At 66.7% G+C, this 15,581-nt stretch carries 15 protein-coding genes, 1 tRNA gene and 1 pseudogene; 4 read left to right on the top strand and 13 right to left on the bottom strand.

The window, feature by feature from the left end; genetic code table 11:
* Positions 1–112 precede the first annotated feature (112 nt).
* The 7 genes from asd to aroC all read right to left on the bottom strand — a co-directional run bounded on the left by asd (position 113) and on the right by aroC (position 6,460).
* Positions 113–1,243: an aspartate-semialdehyde dehydrogenase gene (gene asd, locus V5B60_RS02125; RefSeq protein ID WP_332345379.1), complete on the bottom strand. Its 1,131-nt coding sequence runs from the start codon at positions 1,241–1,243 to the stop codon at positions 113–115.
* Entirely contained in the window at positions 1,244–1,906 is a 663-nt protein-coding gene (gene leuD, locus V5B60_RS02120) for a 3-isopropylmalate dehydratase small subunit (RefSeq protein ID WP_332345377.1), read from the bottom strand.
* A 27-nt stretch (positions 1,907–1,933) separates the two neighbouring features.
* Entirely contained in the window at positions 1,934–2,062 is a 129-nt protein-coding gene (locus V5B60_RS02115) for an entericidin A/B family lipoprotein (protein WP_332345375.1), read from the bottom strand.
* Between the two features lie 20 nt (positions 2,063–2,082).
* Positions 2,083–3,489, bottom strand: coding sequence for a 3-isopropylmalate dehydratase large subunit (leuC, locus tag V5B60_RS02110; protein ID WP_332345374.1), 1,407 nt, complete (start codon positions 3,487–3,489; stop codon positions 2,083–2,085).
* Between the two features lie 283 nt (positions 3,490–3,772).
* Positions 3,773–4,978, bottom strand: coding sequence for an MFS transporter (locus tag V5B60_RS02105; protein ID WP_332345373.1), 1,206 nt, complete (start codon positions 4,976–4,978; stop codon positions 3,773–3,775).
* Positions 4,979–5,025: 47 nt separating this feature from the next.
* Positions 5,026–5,277 carry a YdcH family protein gene (locus V5B60_RS02100; protein WP_332345371.1) on the bottom strand — a complete coding sequence of 84 codons (252 nt, stop codon included), beginning with the start codon at positions 5,275–5,277 and terminating at the stop codon, positions 5,026–5,028.
* A 79-nt stretch (positions 5,278–5,356) separates the two neighbouring features.
* The gene (gene aroC, locus V5B60_RS02095) at positions 5,357–6,460 is read right to left on the bottom strand and encodes a chorismate synthase (protein WP_332345369.1); all 1,104 of its coding nucleotides are present in this window, start codon (positions 6,458–6,460) and stop codon (positions 5,357–5,359) included.
* Positions 6,461–6,546: 86 nt separating this feature from the next.
* Between aroC and V5B60_RS02090 the strand changes: the two genes are divergently transcribed.
* The gene (locus V5B60_RS02090) at positions 6,547–6,711 is read left to right on the top strand and encodes a hypothetical protein (protein WP_332345368.1); all 165 of its coding nucleotides are present in this window, start codon (positions 6,547–6,549) and stop codon (positions 6,709–6,711) included.
* Positions 6,712–6,822: 111 nt separating this feature from the next.
* Here the strand turns inward: V5B60_RS02090 and V5B60_RS02085 are convergent, their stop codons facing one another.
* The 5 genes from V5B60_RS02085 to hpnC all read right to left on the bottom strand — a co-directional run bounded on the left by V5B60_RS02085 (position 6,823) and on the right by hpnC (position 11,237).
* Complete coding sequence (locus tag V5B60_RS02085) at positions 6,823–7,881, bottom strand: VCBS repeat-containing protein (protein WP_332345367.1); 1,059 nt, start codon at positions 7,879–7,881, stop codon at positions 6,823–6,825.
* Between the two features lie 376 nt (positions 7,882–8,257).
* On the bottom strand, positions 8,258–8,539 hold the full coding sequence (locus V5B60_RS02080) for a hypothetical protein (RefSeq protein ID WP_332345366.1): 282 nt from the start codon (positions 8,537–8,539) through the stop codon (positions 8,258–8,260).
* Positions 8,539–9,429, bottom strand: coding sequence for an MFS transporter (locus tag V5B60_RS02075; protein ID WP_332345365.1), 891 nt, complete (start codon positions 9,427–9,429; stop codon positions 8,539–8,541). Before V5B60_RS02075 ends, V5B60_RS02080 begins: the two co-directional genes overlap by 1 nt.
* Before the next feature lie 162 nt (positions 9,430–9,591).
* Positions 9,592–10,182, bottom strand: a complete 591-nt coding sequence (locus tag V5B60_RS02070; RefSeq protein ID WP_332345364.1) for a YiiX/YebB-like N1pC/P60 family cysteine hydrolase — start codon at positions 10,180–10,182, stop codon at positions 9,592–9,594.
* 245 nt (positions 10,183–10,427) lie between these two features.
* Entirely contained in the window at positions 10,428–11,237 is an 810-nt protein-coding gene (gene hpnC, locus V5B60_RS02065) for a squalene synthase HpnC (protein WP_332345363.1), read from the bottom strand.
* A gap of 387 nt (positions 11,238–11,624) precedes the next feature.
* On the opposite strand from hpnC, the gene V5B60_RS02060 reads away from it, so the two are divergent.
* Positions 11,625–11,709: transfer RNA gene (locus V5B60_RS02060), tRNA-Leu, on the top strand.
* 357 nt (positions 11,710–12,066) lie between these two features.
* Here V5B60_RS02060 and V5B60_RS02055 read toward each other — a convergent pair.
* Positions 12,067–12,273, bottom strand: a complete 207-nt coding sequence (locus V5B60_RS02055) for a CopG family transcriptional regulator (protein ID WP_332345362.1) — start codon at positions 12,271–12,273, stop codon at positions 12,067–12,069.
* Between the two features lie 321 nt (positions 12,274–12,594).
* Here V5B60_RS02055 and hyfB point away from each other — a divergent pair.
* Together hyfB and V5B60_RS02045 are read left to right on the top strand one after the other, a co-directional pair.
* Positions 12,595–14,632 (top strand): annotated as a pseudogene (gene hyfB / locus V5B60_RS02050) (hydrogenase 4 subunit B).
* Positions 14,629–15,576 (top strand): respiratory chain complex I subunit 1 family protein, encoded by a 948-nt coding sequence (locus tag V5B60_RS02045; RefSeq protein WP_299066219.1) that lies wholly within the window; start codon positions 14,629–14,631, stop codon positions 15,574–15,576. Before hyfB ends, V5B60_RS02045 begins: the two are co-directional and overlap by 4 nt.
* Positions 15,577–15,581 lie beyond the last annotated feature (5 nt).

Raw genomic sequence — 15,581 nt, 5'->3', positions numbered from 1 at the left:
AACATCATGAGGTTAGCCATGCAAGCCAAACATGTTTCTCGCCCTGCGCTGGCTTCGGGCCGGAGACCCGTCTGACCGGCGCGAGGGCGGCGAATGCGGCGCCCCCTGGCGCTCAGTCATCGAGCAGGATGCGCAGCATCCGCCGCAGCGGTTCGGCCGCACCCCAGAGCAACTGGTCGCCAACGGTGAAGGCGGCGAGGTATTCCGGACCCATCGCCAGCTTGTGCAGGCGACCGACGGGTATGGTCAGGGTGCCACTGACAGCGGCCGGCGTCAGCTCGCGCTCCGTCGCCTCGCGCTCGTTGGCCACCACCTTCACCCACGGGTTGCCCTGCGCGACGATGTCGGCAAGTTCGTCGAGCGGCACGTCGCGCCGGAGCTTGACCGTCAGCCCCTGGGCGTGGCAGCGCATGGCGCCGATGCGCACGCACAGACCGTCGACCGGGATGCTGCCCGGGGAGCGGAAGGCGGGACGGCCAAGGATCTTGTTGCACTCGGCGCCGCCCTTCCACTCCTCCTTCGACTGCCCGCCGGCGACGGGAACGTCGATCCACGGGATCAGGCTGCCGGCCAGCGCGGTCTGGCGGAAGTTCCCGGTGGGAAAGCCCGGCGAGCGCATCGTCTCGGTGACCCGGCGGTCGATGTCGAGGATGGCTGCCGCCGGGTCGGCGAGTTGCGCACTGACGGCAGCGTGCAGCGCGCCCATCTGCTGCAGCAGTTCGCGCATGTTCTGGGCGCCGGCGCCGGAAGCCGCCTGGTAGGTCATGGCACTGATCCACTCGACGAGGTCGTGGCGGAAGAGACCGCCGAGCCCCATCAGCATCAGCGACACGGTGCAGTTGCCACCGATCCAGTTGCGACCGCCCTTGACGAGCGCATCGCGGATCACGTCGCGGTTGACCGGATCGAGGATGATCACCGCCTCGTCGCTCATGCGCAGCGTCGACGCGGCGTCGATCCAGTGGCCCTGCCAGCCGGCAGCCCGCAAGCGGGGAAAGACTTCCCTGGTGTAGTCACCACCCTGGCAGGTGATGATGATGTCCATCTGGCTGAGGGTCTCGATCGACGTGGCGTCGTGCAGCGTGCCGGCTTCCCTGCCGGCGACTTCCGGTGCCTTGCCACCGACTGCCGAGGTCGAGAAGAAGTGTGGTTCGACGTGTGCGAAATCCCCCTCGTCCACCATCCGCTGCACGAGGACCGAGCCCACCATGCCGCGCCAGCCAACCAGACCAAGCGTTCTCATTCATCCACCTCTTGCTGGAAATGCATCGACGAACAGCCACGGCTGCTCGCGGCGGCGCCGTTCTTCGAAAGCCCTGATCAGCTCGGCATGGCGCAGGCTCAAGCCGATGTCGTCCCAGCCGTTGAGCAGGCAGTCGCGCCGGAACGGATCGACGGTGAACGGCAGGGTCTCGCCGTCGGGACGGCAGATGCACTGCCGTTCGAGGTCGACGAGCAGCCGGCAGCCGACGGTCGCAGTGACGAGCGCGAACAGCGAGTCGATCGTGTTGGCTGGCAGAACGACCGGCAGGATGCCGTTCTTGAAGCAGTTGTTGTAGAAGATGTCGGCAAAACTCTCGGCAATCACGACGCGCAGACCGTAGTCGAGGAGGGCCCAGGGCGCGTGCTCACGCGAGCTGCCACAGCCGAAGTTCTGCCGCGTCAGCAGGATCTGCGCTCCCTCGTAGCGCGGCTGATTGAGCACGAAGTCGGGGTTGCGCGGTCGCCGCGCGTTGTCCTTTCCGGGTTCGCCGGCATCCAGGTAGCGCCATTCGTCGAACAGGTTGGGACCAAAGCCCGAACGCCTGATCGACTTCAGGAACTGCTTCGGGATGATCGCGTCGGTGTCGACGTTGGCGCGGTCGAGGGGCACGACGAGCCCATCGAGGCGGGTGAATTTTTCCATGACAATCCTCTGTGCTGCAGGCGCAATCTAGCGGGCGGCGCGGCCGATCGCCTGGCCGCCCTTCTCGATATCCCTGCCGATGCCCTGTACCGTATTGCAGCCAGCGACGGCAACCGTCGCCAGCAGAACGAGCAGAAGCCGGTTCAGTTCCTTCATCTCTGGTCCCTGGCGCTGCTTCAGGTCCATTCGCTGACGTCGCAGAAATGGCCGGCAACGGCCGCCGCTGCTGCCATCTCCGGGCTGACCAGGTGCGTCCGGCCGCCGGCACCCTGGCGCCCCTCGAAGTTGCGGTTCGAAGTCGAGGCGCAGCGCTCGCCCGGCTCGAGCCGGTCGGCATTCATCGCCAGGCACATCGAGCAGCCGGGCTCGCGCCACTCGAAACCGGCGGCGCGAAAAATCTCGTGCAGCCCTTCGCTTTCCGCCTGCTGCTTGACCAGGCCGGAGCCGGGAACGACGAGCGCCAGCCGGATGTTGCTCGCCAGCCTGCGGCCGCGGACGATGGCTGCCGCAGCACGCAGGTCTTCGATGCGCGAGTTGGTGCACGAGCCGATGAAAATCTTGTCCAGCCGGATGTCGCGGATCGGCAGGTTCGGCTGCAGCCCCATGTAGTGCAGCGCCCGTTCCATCCCCTGCCGGCGCTGCGGGTCGCTCTCGGCAGCCGGGTCGGGAACGCGCGAATCCACCGCCACGACCATCTCCGGCGACGTTCCCCAAGTGACCTGCGGCCGGATGTCCGCTGCCGGCATTTCGAGCACGCAGTCGAAATCCGCTCCCGCATCGCTGTGCAGCCGGCGCCAGCAGGCGACGGCCCGCTCCCACATCTCGCCGGTCGGCGCGAAGGGGCGGCCGCGCAGGTAGTCGATGGTCACCTCATCGACGGCGATCAGGCCGAGACGGGCGCCCGCTTCGATCGCCATGTTGCAGAGCGTCATCCGCCCCTCCATCGACAGGCCGCGAATCGCGCTGCCGGCGAACTCGATGGCATGACCGTTGCCGCCGGCGGTACCGAGGCGGCCAATGATCGCCAGCGCGACGTCCTTCGCCGTGACCCCGCGACCGAGAACGCCCTCGACCCGCACCAGCATCGTCTTCGACTTCTTCTGCAGCAGGCATTGCGTCGCCAGCACGTGCTCGACCTCGGAGGTGCCGATGCCCTGCGCCATGCAGGCAAAGGCGCCGTGCGTGCTGGTATGCGAATCGCCGCAGACGACCGACATGCCGGGCAGCGTCGCGCCGCTCTCCGGGCTCACGACATGGACGATACCCTGACGCGGATCCTTGAACGGAAAGTAGGCCAGCGCCCCGACCTCGCGGATGTTGGCGTCGAGCGTCTCGATCTGCAGCCGCGACACTGGATCCTCTATGCCGCGGTCCCAGTGATCGGTCGGTGTGTTGTGGTCGGCGGTGGCGACGATCGACGACGCGCGCCAAGGCTTGCGCCCGGCCAGCTTGAGGCCTTCGAAAGCCTGTGGGCTGGTGACTTCGTGCACCAGGTGGCGGTCGATGTAGATCAGCGCCGTGCCATCGGCTTCCTGATGGACGACGTGGTCCTGCCATAGTTTTTCATACAAGGTTTGCGGCATCGTGTTCTCCGTCCGGAATTCTCCACCCGCTGGGCGACGTGGAGGGCGGGATTATGTCACAGCGCCGGGGCTGCTGTCAGTGCCGGCGCGACGCTCGCCACGCGCCTGGCCCAAGGCATTCAGGGAGTCTTGCCGGCGGCCTCGTGCAGGAGCCGCACGCGCTCGGCGTAGCGGAGCAGGGTGGACAATCCGGTTTGCGGTCGCGGCATGGGTGGACTGCCATTCGGGCGGCCGCTGCCGGGCAGCCCCATCTTCTGCCCGCAGGCTGATCGTCGCCCGCCGGTCATGGCCGGCGCGTGCCGCCAGCTCGATGCCGACGCGGTCTGCCGACTGGTTCGCTGACTTCGTCGTCAGCCGCGCGCACCCAGATGGCGACGATGAGCAAGCCGATCAGGGCGAGCAGCGAACTCAGGGCAAAGGTCGCTGCGGCGCCCCAGGCGTCCCAGGTCCAACCGCTGAGCAGGCTGCCGAGCAGGCCACCGGCACCAAAGGAGACGGTCGAGTACAGCGCCTGACCGCGTGTCTGGCAATCGCCGGGAAACCAGCGATTGACGGCCGCGATCGCCGCCGCATGGTAGGCGCCGAAGGTCAGACCGTGCAGGAACTGGGCGACGACCATGAGCCACAGCCAGTCGACCAGATGGCCGATCATCAGGAAGCGCAGCACAGCGGCGGCAAAACTGAGGAGGAGCACCCGGCGCAACCCGAATCGTCGCAGCAGTGCGGCCATGCAGAGGAAGACGAGGATCTCGGCGACGACGCCGAGGGACCACAGGCTGCCGACGAGGAGATTGCTGTAATGATGGTCGGAGAGATGGATCGAGTAGAAGACGTAGAGCGCTCCGTGCGCTGCCGACATCGCGAAGCACGCGGCAAAGAGCGCCCGCACGCGCGTCTGCCGCAGGATGCGGCGCAGCAGCGGTTGCTCGCCCACTGCCGGATGCGCCGGGGCGTCGGGAACGGTCATGGCGCAGGCCAGGATGCCGGCGAGCGTGCCGACGACCACCCACAACAGCGCCGACAGGGGCGCGTGGTCGAGCAGCAGGCCGGTGCCCATGACGGCAATGATGAAGCCGATCGATCCCCACAGCCGGATACGGCTGTAGCGCGCCGGGTCGTCGTGCAGGTGGTCGAAAGTCAGCGCTTCGACGAGCGGCAGCGCTGCACTCCAGAAGAAGGCCAGCAGCGCCATGGCCACCAGCATGGCCTCGAAGCCGCGGATCATGAAGAACGGCAGGAAAGCGAGCAGGCCCAGGATGCCCGCCAGGCGGACAACGGCGAGCCGGCGGCCGAGGCGGTCGGCGAGGGCACCCCACAGGTAGGGCGCGAACAGCCGCATCAGCTGCATCTGCGACATCAGCAGGCCGATGTCCCAGGCGGAAAAGGCGAGTGATTGGAGGTAGAGCCCGAAGTAGGGCGAGAACGCGCCGATGAAGGCGAAGTAGAAGAAGTAGTAGCCGGAAAGGCGCCAATAGGGAAGCGCATGCATCCGGCGATTCTACCGGATGCACCTGACGCCGCGCGGGTGGGCAGGGCTCAGCCCGGTGGGCTGAAAGAGCGCAGCATGCGGTACATCTGGTCCTTCAGCCAGACGCGCTGCTTCTTCATGTTCTCGATCGTGAAATCGTCGACCGGCAGGTCCTCTTCTTCCAGGCGCTCGACCTCCCGCGTGAGTTCCTGGTACTCGTCGTAGAGTCTTCCGAACTCCTCGTTCCCCACTTTCAGCGCCCGAATCGAATCGAGATACTCGGGGAACTCCAGGTGAAGGTCGTGGTGCTCAACTTGCATCGCTCTAACCTCTGGCTGATCCCGGCCCGCCCACTGCGCGGCCAGACGGCACGATTATACTCATTGCCACGGCTGCCCGTCATCCTGCCGGACGTCCCGGGACACGCGGTGTCGAGCACACCACATCGGCGCACTGGGCGCGGTGGCGCAAGGCCTGGTCGATCAGTACCAGTGCCAGCATCGCTTCGGCAATCGGCGTCGCGCGGATGCCGACACAGGGGTCGTGGCGGCCGTGCGTGACGACCTCGATCGGTTCTCCGGCGACGGTCAGCGACCGCCGCGGCAGGCGGATGCTCGACGTCGGCTTGATCGCCAGGTTGATGAGCAGATCCTGGCCGGTGGAAATGCCGCCAAGGACGCCACCGGCATGGTTGCTGAGGAAGCCGCCGGCAGTCATCTCGTCGCCGTGTTCGCTGCCCTTCTGGCTGATGCTGGCGAAGCCGGCGCCGATCTCGACCCCCTTGACCGCATTGATGCCCATCATCGCGTAGGCGATCTCCGCGTCGAGCCGCCCATAGACCGGTTCCCCCCAGCCGGGTGGCAGTCCGCTGGCGGTGAGCGAGATCCGCGCTCCGACCGAATCGCCCGACTTGCGCAACTGATCCATGTAGTCTTCGAGTTCGGCGACGATTGCCGCATTCGGCGCAAAAAACGGATTCCTGTCGATCTCGTCGGCACTCACGAAAGGAATCCCGATCGGCCCGAGCTGGCTCATCCAGCCCATGATGCGCACACCGTAACGCTCGGCCAGCCACTTGCGGGCGATCGCGCCGGCAGCGACGCGGACCGCGGTCTCGCGCGCCGACGAGCGGCCGCCGCCGCGATGGTCGCGAAAGCCGTATTTCTGCGTATACACGTAGTCGGCATGGCCCGGGCGAAAGGTCGCGGCGAGATTGCCGTAATCCTTGCTCCGCTGGTCCTGGTTGCGGATCAGCAGGGCGATCGGCGTGCCGGTCGTGCGCCCGGCAAAGACGCCGGAGAGAATCTCGACTTCGTCCGGCTCGCGCCGCTGCGTCACGTGTCGTGAGGTGCCGGGCTTGCGGCGGTCGAGTTCGGCCTGGATGTCGGCGGCGCAGATCGCCAATCCCGGCGGGCAGCCATCGACGACGCAGCCGATGGCCGGTCCGTGCGATTCGCCAAACGAGGTGACGGCGAAAATGGTGCCGAAGGTGTTGCCGGACATGCGTTGTCCCCTGCACGTTGGCTTGAGCGTTAGAATTGGTGGCAGAGTCTATCACAGTGCCCCCCCACCTCCCCGAGGATACCCCGATGGCTGCCCCGAAGAACCCTGCCGCGAACAAGAGGGACGGACCGGCTCCCAGCCCGCCGGCCCGCCCCGAGCGTGCCATCAACGCCCTGCGCCAGGCTGAGGCGCGCTGGCAACACACCGCCCGCTACGTCTGGGACAAGGGCGGCAGCCGCGGTGGACGCTAGCGGATCGAGCCGGCCGCGGCAGCAGTGCTGCGGCGCGCGCCGCACCACCTGACTGCCCTGACGCCGTCGATCGTCGTCCTCTCCGCCTGCATCGGCGGGCGTCGCGCCGACTCAGACGCTGAGGTCGACCTGCTGCAGCGAGCCGACACCGCCGGTTTCACGCAGGTAGATGCCGCTGCTGCGGATCTGTGCGAGGGTCTGGTTGCCTTGGTCGCGCAGGTCGAAGGGTGTCGCCAGATGGGCGAGGCCCAAGGCGCCGACGTTGGCTTGCTGCAGTGGCAGCAACTGTCCGTCACCGCTGGCCTCCGGTGTCCACAAGCGCAGTTGCGTCCACGCGGCATCGTTCTCGTCGATCCAGCCGTTACCGTCGTCATCGAGTTGGACGAGATCGGCGAAGCCGTCGCCGCTGCGCCCGCCGAAGAGCTCGCTGCCGTCGTTGATCCGCCTATCGCCGTTGCGGTCGAATGCCAGGAAACCAGTACCAGTGGCAGGCAGATTGATGTTCTCGGCCGTGCCGTCGGCGTCTAGGTCGAAACGGAAGCGCTGTTCGAGGAGTTGCGCCGAGGTGCCGGCGAAGTTCACCAGCAGCGGATCCTTGCGCGGCCGGTCTGCATCGCCGAGGCGCAGGCTGAGGTTGCTCTCCGCGTAGTAGGCGCGCGAGAGCGAGATCTCCAGTGCGAAGCTGATCTCCTGGCCGTCGGCCGTGCGCACGACGCCTTGGGCGGCAAGGCTCACTTGTTGGAATTCGGCGCGGGTGCTTTGCAACTCGTACGCGACGCCATGGCGGCGCCGGTCGCCAACGGTACCGGCGACCGGCGCTGGTGCCGGTGGCGCGGCCGCTGCCGGCGCACTCAGCTCGCGCGCGTCGAAGACGCGTGCCTCCTCGCCGGTGAGCAACTCGATGATCGTGCGCAGCAGCACCAACCGGGGCTCGTTGTCCGCAGGATCGACTTCGACCTCGCTCGCCTTGGCGCTGGCCTCGGCCCCTTGGGCCGCACGCGCGGCATCGGACAGGGTGACGCGGGCGCTTGCCGGCAGGTGGCCGCTGTCGGCCGCGAAATCGGGTGGCTGCGTTCCCGTCCACACGCGCAGCGACTGCCTCGTCTCCTCGTGTTGCAGCGACACGTGCGATGCCACCATGTGCACTTCACTTCCGGCAATCCTCATCATGGCCTCCACGAGAAATCTCCAAGCTCTACGCTGGTAACGGCTGCCGGAGCGGGAACTTGAGGCAGGATCACCGTCCGCGCCTGCAGTCGTCGATGGCGCCGACCATGGCCGTTGCCGACGAGCGGCCCTGCGCCGGTGCCAGGCGACGATCGCAAGATCAGTCACCATCGCCCGTCGTCGGCAGCGGTCGCCGGTGCTGCAGTGATCGCTGCGGGTGGACTACCCGGCAGTCCGTTGGGCATGACTCTTCGCCGGGTCCGTCGGCAAGAAAAGCGCCAGGCGCTGAGCCAGCATGCTGTCGGGCCGGTCGTCCGCTGCGTACGACCCGACTTCGTCCATCAGGTTGGCGGAGCGGCTACTGCTCTCGCGTCTCGCGTCACCGGACCGAGCGCCGCAGCCAGAGTGTCGCGCTGGCGAGGGCGGTGATGGCGACGAAGGGGATGGCGATCTGGTTGAGCACGCTCCAGCCGGCGCTGGTGACCAGCAGGCCGGAGCTGAAGGACGAGCCGGCCATGGCGAAGAACATCAGGAAGTCGTTGAGGCCCTGTGTCTTGGCCTTCTCCGCCGGCGTGTAGGCCTCGGTGAGCAGCGTGGTGCCGCCGATGTAGAGGAAGTTCCAGCCGACGCCGAGCAGCAGCAGTGCCCACCAGAAGTGCATCAGCGTGACGCCGGCACGGCGATGACGATGCAGGCGGCCATCAGCGCCGCGCCGGCGAAGAGGACGTTGATCACGCCGAAGCGGGCGATGAGGTGGCCGGTGAAGAAGCTCGGCGCGAACATGCCGATGACGTGCCACTGCAGCACGAAGGCGGTGTCGCCGAAGCCCAGCCCGCAGAAATCCATCGCCAGCGGCGTGGCGTTCATCAGCAGGTTCATCACGCCGTAGCCGACCGCGGCGGCCAGCACGGCGACGATGAAGACCGGTTGGCGCGCGATCTCGGCGAGCGGACCGGCCGCCGCCGTGCTGCTCGGCCTGCAGCTTTGCGGCGGGAAGCGCAGGCTGGCGGCGATCGCCATGGCGACGAGGGCGAAGCCGATCAGCGAGGCATACGAGGCGAGGTACTGCGGCTGCGCCAGGTCGCGCGTCAGCTTGCCGACGGCCGGGCCGATGAAGCCGCCGACGATGCCGCCGGCGAGGGTCAGCGAGATGGCGCGGCTCTTCCAGTCGGCCGGCGCCACTTCCGCCGCGGCGAAGCGCAGGTACTGGCCGAAGGCCTGGTAGATGCCGGAGCAGAAGGTGGCGGCGCAGAGCAGCCAGAAATCTCTGCAGGAGGATCGCCAGCGCGCCGATGGCGCCGCCCAGCATGCCGCAGCAGGCGCCGAGCATGAAGCCGGCGCGGCGGCCATGCCGGCGCATGAAGTGCGAGGCCGGCAGGGTCGACACGCCGATCCCAGCACGTAGCCAACGACCGGCAGCGTGGCCAGCCGCTTGTCCGGCGCCAGTGCGAAGCCGGCCAGGGCGTTGATGGCGACCAGGGTCACGCCGTTGGTGAGCAGCAACGCCTGTGCCGTGGCGAGGAGGCCCAGCGAGCGGTGGGGAGAAGTCACTTCATCATTCTATTCTGCCGCCGGCCGTCCGGTGCAAGCGGGCTCCACAATGCCTGCTCTTGCTGCCGGCAGAATGCTCGTCGGACCGCGCGTCCTGCTGCCGGTGGCATCCGGGCAGCCGTCGGAGGGTCCGGGCGCAGCGGCGCGGCCGACGCGCGGCCCTCAGAGGACGCGGAACTGCATCTCCAGTTGCTCGTCGTTCCAGATGTCGTCCGGGCTGATCGAGCGGCGGCGGAACCTGAAGTCGATTCCGGCCTTGCGAAAGGCCTCGTAGACCAGCTCGGAGCAGATGTACTTGCGGTCGCGCACCTTCCGTCCGCGGCGGAACAGGATGCGGATGGCGATGCGGCAGATCTCCCAGTTGTCGTAGGGTCGGGTGAGTTCGTCCATGCCGAAGCTGATCGCCTGCTTCAGCGACTCGGGATCCACTTGCGGCCGAATGCGGCCGATGACGATGCGTCCGCGGTACGGCTTGTTGCGGCCGTGGTAATCGCGCAGGTACTTCGACAGCGGTACCAGGCGCACGCCGATCGCCGTCTCGCTCTCGAGGACGAAGATTCGCTGCAGGCCGTCGTCGCGATAGACGATGCCGACGTGACTCCAGACCGATCGCGTGAACCACTGGATGATCCGCGAGAAGAGGTAGGTGCCCGAGCAGAAGATGATGTCACCGGTGCGCAACTGCTCGCGCACCTGCGGGTAGTCGAGGACCGGCAGTCTGGCGACGGCCTTGACGGCGAGGCGATCGGCCATCCTGGCGCTGGGTTCAGCCGACGCGACCGGCGGCGGTCGGCGAGGGAAGAGGAGCAGCGGGCATCTTGACCTCCGGTCGCGGTGGGTGGATGAAGCACGCCATATTGCCGCAATCGAAGGCTGTTGGTAAGGGAGACAGCGGGCGAAGAGTGCGAGGGGGCGGAGCCTGCGCGTGCCGGCGGCGCCGCGTGCGGCCGGCATCGGGACGAGGCCGGGCGAGCGCGTCACGTCGATGGTCCTGCCGGCTACATCCACAGCGCGCGGCCGCCCATGCGCAGCCAATCGCCGGCGGCGAGCACTGGTCGCCGCTTGAAGACGTCACCGCGAACGCTGCCGATCCGTTCGAGAATGCGCAGCCCGCCCTGGACGGTGAGCCGGATTTCCCACGCCATGCGTCCCGGCAGCTCGTGCACTAGGGGTGCACCGGTCAGCAGCAGTTGCCGCGTGCGCTCGATCTGGAAGTCGAGCAGCGCCGCCCACCGTTCACTCCAGCGGGCCGCGGCGATCTGCTCTTCGCTGATGGCGAAGCGCGCGAGGTCGCTCTGCGGCAGGTAGACGCGCCCCTTTTGCCAGTCGAGTGCGACGTCCTGCCAGAAATTGACGAGTTGCAGCCCGCTGCAGATGCAGTCGGATCGTCGCAGATTTTCCCCGCTGGCTCGGCCGACCAGGTGCAGAAGCAGTCGTCCGACGGGATTGGCGGAACGCCGGGAGTAGTCGAGCAACTCCGGGTAGTCGGCATAGCGCTTCTTGACCACGTCCTGGGCAAAGGCGTCGAGCAGGTCGCGCAGCAAGTGCAGCGGCAGCCGCCATTCGCGTACGACCGTCGCCAGCGATGCGAACTCGGTCGTCAGCGGTGGTGTGCCGTGCTCGATGCGGTCCAGCTCGTTGCCGTATGCCGCCAGCGCCTGCAGGCGCGCCGCCGCCGGCGCGTCGCCTTCATCGGCGAGGTCGTCGGCGGCGCGGGCGAAGCGATAGATCGCCTCGACCGGTTGCCGCAGCCGCCGCGGCAGGAGCAGCGAGGCGACAGGGAAGTTTTCGTAGTGGTCGACGGGCATCCGGAATGGCCACCGGGCGTGTGGCATGTGGGCACACCGGGGCGAGGCAGGAGGGAGCCGACAGTATAGAGGTTAGAGGTGTCACGCCGGCGACGACGAGCCCGGCGAGCAGCGGAGGGCCGTTTGCGGCGGGCAGCGCGCTCCTTGCCGCCGTAGGTGATGTCGCTTCGCTGGCCCACCCGGGGGCGGATTTCCGCTCGCCGTCGTTGCAGCAGCCATCGGGCACCGGCAGGCCTGTTGTCTGGCGCGTTCGCGGCCATGACTGCACGCGGCAGCTGACAGCGGTGAAGCGTCACGGTTAGAATGGCGCGCGGTGCAGCCGGCGCGCCAGCCGGCTCCTCCCTGGGTGCCCGCTGATGCGCGCGGCGCGCGGGTCGATATGGCAGTGCCCAGGTGGCGAAATTGGTAGACGCAGCAGGTTTAGGTCCTGCCGCCGCAAGGTGTGGGGGTTCGATTCCCTTCCTGGGCACCAGGAACAAGTCCAAGGCAGTCCGTAACCTGGATCGGATCAAGGCTGGTGCCGCCCGGATTCCGATCGACGGGCGGGTCGCCTGAATCCGCGGATCACGGCCACATCGACATCCTGTCCACGATCTCCCCGCGTGGAACAATGCAACAGTAACTTGGGTCACGCGAGTTTGCCGATCCCTGAAGCGCATGGAGACGGGTGAGCCGCACCTTGTCCATCTTTCGAGGCAGGCCGTTCCGCAACCTGCGCGAGCTACTCGATCTCACCGGCAACCAGCGCTGGTTGTTCCTCAGCTACCGCAGCCTGGAAACCTGCGTTATGGGCACCACGCTCAACCGGGTGCTGGAGTCTACGATCGTGCTACGGCGCAACGCCCCGGTCGGGGGACGACCGCCCTTTCAGCCAGTCCGGCAGCTCCCGGTCGCCGGCGTTGTCGATGATGTATTGACGGATCAGCTTCCTGACAACCTGGGATGGCGTCAAGTCGTGAGCTGCGCAGATTTCTTCGAAGATCTGCTTCTTGCGCGGGTCGATGAGAATGGTGAGGCGAGCCGTACGGTTTTCCATGTAATCACATTAAATGTTAATTAAATTAGAGTTGCAATTGTAACAGGAGCTAATATAATTATTACAATGTTTGCACAGTGGGCGAAAGGCAGTCGAAGTGGGCAATGTGCTCCGGCTTTCCGCGCGCTGCAAGCTTCCCGTTCAGCGACTTTCGTGCGAGTTCTCCGGAGATACCGAGCAGTATGTGCTTCCCCATCACTGACGGTCGAGACGTGTTGGCTGACCGAGTAAGGCACCGCCCCCCTTGTTCCTGATCCCGTTCCTGCTTGATGCGCTGCCGGCCGGCGCGTCGCTGCGGCGTAGTACCAGGTGCTCCAGCGAGTGAGCGGCGCGCCAGGAGTCTTCGTCGATCCGGCCAGTTGGCTGCACCTTGACTGGGTGCTGCTGGTCGTTGTTGCGTGGCTGCTGATTGGCGTTGCCGGCATTTTCGCCTTGCGCCGACTTGCCCTTGGTGGCCAGGGTGCTGTTTCCTATCGGCGGCGCATTCGGCTTGCTGCTGTTCGGCGTTGCCCTGAGTTCGCTCATGAGTCGCCCGAAGTCGCCGTGCTGCCGATCGGGCTACCGAGTCTGCCGTTCCATTTTCGCCTCGACAGCCTGTCGGCCTTCTTTCTGCTGATCATCGGCGGCGTCTCGGCGGGGGTGTCAGCCTTCGCCGCCGGCTATTTCGCAAGGGCGAAGGCACGCCGCCCGGTCTGCTGGCGCTCGAATACCACGTTTTTCTCGCCAGCATGGCGCTGGTGGTTCTCGCCGACGACGCCTACGCGTTCATGGTGATGTGGGAGACGATGGCCTTGTCGTCGTTCTTTCTCGTTACCGCCAATCATCGCATCGTCGAGATCCAGCGTGCCGGCTACCTCTATCTGCTGGTCGCGCATGTCGGCGCCATCGGCATCCTGTTGTGCTTCGGCGTTCTGCAGGCGAATACCGGCGACTACACCTTTGCAAACATGCGCGCCCAGGAACTGACACCGTTCTGGGCATCCATTGCTTTCCTGCTCGCCTTGTTCGGTTTCGGCGCCAAGGCCGGCATCGTGCCGCTGCACGTGTGGCTTCCTGAAGCCCACCCGGCCGCGCCGTCGCCGGTTTCCGCGCTGATGAGCGGGGTGATGCTGAAGACCGCCATCTACGGCGTGTTGCGCGTTCTCCTTCGACTTGCTGCACACCCCGCTCTGGTGGTGGGGTCTCTTGCTGCTGGCGGTCGGCCTGACGACTGCGCTGTTCGGCGTCGTCTTCGCCGCCGTGCAGGTCGACATGAAGCGGCTCCTCGCCTACTCGTCGATCGAAAACATCGGGCTGCTGTTCGCCGGCATCGGTTTGACGGTGTTGTTCGCCGCCTACGGCATGCAGCCGATGGCGGCGCTGGCGCTCACCGCGGTGCTCTACCATGTGGCGAGCCATGCCTTCTTCAAGAGCCTGCTCTTCGTCGGCACGGGTGCCGTCTTGCATGCTACCGGCGAGCGCAACCTCGGCAAGCTCGGCTGGCTTGATCCGCCGCATGCCCTGGGTGGCTTGGGTGACGCTCGTTGCCGTGCTGGCCAGCGCCGGTCTGCCGCCGCTCGGTGGCTTCGTTTCCGAGTGGTTGCTGCTGCAAAGCTTTCTCTTTGCCCCGGGTTTGCCGAGTTCCGTGCTCGACATGCTGATCCCGGTGGCGGCGGCACTGATCGCTTTGATCGGGGCGCTTGCCGGTTATACGATGGTCAAGTTCTTCGGCGTCATCTTCCTCGGCCAGCCGCGCGAGCAGAAGTTGGCGCAGGCGCACGATGCCGGCGCCTGGGAGCGCGTCGGCATGGCCTGGCTGGTCGGCGGCTGCGTCGTGCTCGGGCTTTGTCCCGTCCAGTGCATCTCGCTGATCGACCCGGTGACGCGAGCCCTGGTTGGCGCGGGTCTCGGCGGGACTGTCGACGACGGCGGCTGGCTGCTGGTGCCTGTGGCGATCGAGCGCGCGAGCTACGGGCCGGCGATCTTCCTGCTTGGCGTGGCTGCCAGTTTCGCGCTCGCCTTCCTGCTGGTGCGCGTGCTCTACCACGGCCGCCTGCGCCGTGCCGCGCCGTGGGACTGCGGCTACCCGTGGCAGAACGCGCGCATGCAGGATACCGCCGAGGGCTTCGGGCAACCGATCCGGCAGATTTTCGAGCCCTTTTTCCGCATGCAACGTGAGTTGCCGACGCCGTTCGACGCCGAGCCCCGCTATCGGGTCAGCGTCGCCGACCACTTCTGGCATTGGCTCTACCTGCCGCTGGCGCGCACCGTCGAGCGTCTGGCCAGCCTGATCGGCCTGCTGCAGCAGGGGCGGATTGCCGTCTATCTCCTCTACAGTTTCGTGACGCTGATTGCGGTGCTCGTGGTGGTGAAGCAATGACCTGGCTCGGCGTTTTCTCGCAACTGCTGGAGATCGTCATGGCGCTTCTGCTGGCGCCCTTGCTCGGCGGCTGGATCAATCAGTGGCGCGCCTGGCTGCAGAACAAGTCGGCACCCGGCCTGCTGCAGCCCTACCGGATGTTGCACAAGCTGTTCAACAAGGAATCGGTGCTTGCCGAGCACGCGTCGCCGCTGTTTCGCGGCGCGCCCTACATCGTCTTCGGCTGCATGGCGCTGGCCTGCGCGATCGTTCCGACGCTCTCCACCGACCTGCCACTGTCGCCGGCGGCCGACGCCATTGCCCTGGTCGGCCTGTTCGCCTTTGCCCGGGTGTTCGTTTCGCTGGCGGCGATGGATGTCGGTACTTCCTTCGGCACGCTCGGCGCGCGGCGCGAGATGCTGATCGGCTTTCTCGCCGAACCGGCGCTCCTGATGGTGCTCTTCTCGGCCTCGCTGATCTCGAAGTCGACCTCACTGACGACGATTGTCGAGACACTGGCGCATCGCGAGCTGACCATCTACCCGAGCCTCGCCTTTGCCGGGGTCGCCTTCACGATGGTCTCGCTGGCCGAAAACGCGCGTGTGCCGGTGGACAACCCGGCGACCCACCTCGAACTGACGATGATCCACGAGGCACTGATCCTCGAGTATTCGGGTCGCCATCTGGCCCTGCTCGAGTGGGCCGCCAGCCTCAAGCTCTTCGCGTATTCGTGCATTGGCCTGGCGCTGTTCTTCCCGTGGGGAATCGCCGAGGCGCAGGCGCCGCTGGCGCTGCTGCTGGCGATTCCGGTGCTGGTGCTGAAGCTGGCGATCGGCGGCACGCTGCTCGCCGTGCTCGAGACGCTCAGCGCCAAGATGCGCATCTTTCGCGTGCCGGAGTTTCTCGCGACAGCTTTCCTGCTGGCGGTGATCGGCATGCTGGTCCATATCCTGGTGCGCGCCTGACATGA

It is taken from the genome of Accumulibacter sp. (assembly GCF_036625195.1).
Lineage (GTDB): Bacteria > Pseudomonadota > Gammaproteobacteria > Burkholderiales > Rhodocyclaceae > Accumulibacter.
The sequence above is the reverse complement of the archived record's forward strand: the minus strand, read 5'-3'. Positions and strand labels throughout refer to the sequence as shown.